This window comes from Streptomyces sp. NPDC052036, from assembly GCF_040680495.1.
Classification (GTDB): Bacteria; Actinomycetota; Actinomycetes; order Streptomycetales; family Streptomycetaceae; genus Streptomyces.
The window spans coordinates 423,466-423,900 of the sequence record NZ_JBFAWW010000003.1; the positions used below are offsets into that span (position 1 = coordinate 423,466).

Annotated in this window: 1 pseudogene; it reads left to right on the top strand. The window is 77.5% G+C overall.

The window, feature by feature from the left end:
* Nucleotides 1-371: pseudogene (locus AB0L95_RS08280) on the top strand (RNA helicase); the annotation flags it as partial.
* Nucleotides 372-435: the final 64 nt, after the last annotated feature.

Sequence of the window (435 nt, forward strand, 5' to 3'; positions counted from 1 at the left end):
ACCGCGGTGGTTTCCGCCGGGACGGCGACCGTGACCGTCGCCCCTTCGACCGTGACCGCCGTGACGACCGAGCCGGCCGTGACGACCGGGGCGGCCGTGACGACCGAGGCGGCCGTTCCTTCGAGCGCCGTGACGACCGTGGCGGCTTCCGCCGGGACGGCGAGCGCCGTTCGTTCGACCGGCGCGACGAGCGCGGCGGACACCGTGGCAGCGACCGCCCGTTCAACCGGGACCGCCAGGGTGACCGCCCCGGCTTCCGCTCCGGCGGACACGACCGCCCGTTCGGCCGTCGCGACGACCGCGGCACGGGCACGGGCACGGGCAGCTTCGGCCGCCGTGACGACAAGCCGCGCTGGAAGCGCAACGGCTGACGCCGGCATCGGCACCTGAGCGCCGCGCCCCCGCCCCCCACCCGGCGGGGGCGGGGGGCGTTTA